Genomic DNA, 590 nt, shown 5'->3' on the forward strand with positions numbered 1-590 from the left:
TGAAGGCCCAAGGCCATAGTGTTGAGTATTACGAAAACCGCGAAGGCGGCCATGGCGGCTCCAGCACCAAAGAGCAACTCGCAAAGCGCATTGCTCTTGGTTACACATTATTGTGGCAAACCCTACCCTAGCTGCTGAGCTCTCACGTAGCGAATAAGGCCCGAGGTTGAACCGTCCTGTGTTATGGGCGGTTCTTCTCCCGCTAACTGCGGCTCCAACCTATTTGCTAACAATTTACCTAGCTCAACGCCCCATTGATCATAAGAACACACATCCCAAATCACGCCCTGAACAAATATCTTGTGCTCATACAATGCGATTAAGCCACCTAGGCTTTGCGCTGTAATTTTCGTCATGAGTAAGGTGTTGGTCGGTTGATTACCACGATGCACTTTGTGAGGCGCCAAAGCGCCTTGTTCTGCCTCTGGCAAACCTCGCGCCGCGAGATCCGCTAACACAGCCGGCTCACCCACGCCTTCCATCAACGCCTGGGTTTGAGCCAACAAGTTGGCCAATAGATTAGTATGATGCCCTTCGGCATCCAATACCGGTGTAACTGAGCCAATAAAATCTGCGGCAACTTTATGCGC

The 590-nt window shown here is 51.4% G+C and carries 1 protein-coding gene; it reads right to left on the reverse strand.

The features are described from left to right. Nucleotides 1-122: 122 nt before the first annotated feature. Nucleotides 123-590, reverse strand: a 468-nt coding sequence (locus ACFQEU_RS17615) for a hypothetical protein (RefSeq protein ID WP_465261193.1), incomplete at its 5' end; no start/stop codon positions are given.

The organism is Halorubrum tibetense, assembly GCF_042661865.1.
GTDB classification, from domain to species: Archaea; Halobacteriota; Halobacteria; order Halobacteriales; family Haloferacaceae; genus Halorubrum; species Halorubrum tibetense.